This is a genomic window from Mesorhizobium sp. M3A.F.Ca.ET.175.01.1.1, from assembly GCF_004791945.1.
In the GTDB taxonomy this organism is placed as follows: Bacteria; Pseudomonadota; Alphaproteobacteria; order Rhizobiales; family Rhizobiaceae; genus Mesorhizobium.
Genome location: NZ_SRTP01000131.1, coordinates 1 through 372, shown reverse-complemented (window position 1 = coordinate 372; position 372 = coordinate 1). Strand labels below are relative to the sequence as shown.

The 372-nt window shown below is 65.1% G+C and carries 1 protein-coding gene; it reads left to right on the top strand.

Going from position 1 to position 372, the window contains the following annotated elements; translation table 11 throughout:
* Positions 1–372 (top strand): PqqD family protein (locus tag EN818_RS31050; protein ID WP_135906640.1); only part of this gene is annotated, 372 nt, incomplete at both ends.

Sequence of the window (372 nt, the reverse complement as noted above, 5' to 3'; positions counted from 1 at the left end):
CGTCCCGGCAGGCCATCTTCGCCGTCAACGATACCGCTGCCGAGATTTGGCGCTCCCTGGAAGAAGGCACGCCACCGCAGGCCATCTCGCTCGAGATGGCGCGCAGCGGCGTCGACAGTCGCGAGGCGAACCGGCATGTCGAGACCGCGCTCGAGGATTGGCAGCGGCTGAGCCTCATACGGCCCTGCGCGCCGTCACCTCCATCATCGGCTCAAGAGCTTGTGAGCCAGGTGGTCGCCATTGCAGGCCGTTGCATCCGCATCGTCTATCCGGCCGCCTGCGCCTTTCCCGCTATCACCGTATTTCGGCATCTCGAGGTCCAAAGAGAGACTGCCGACATTCTGCTGCAGATGGTCGAGCAGGGGGGACGGG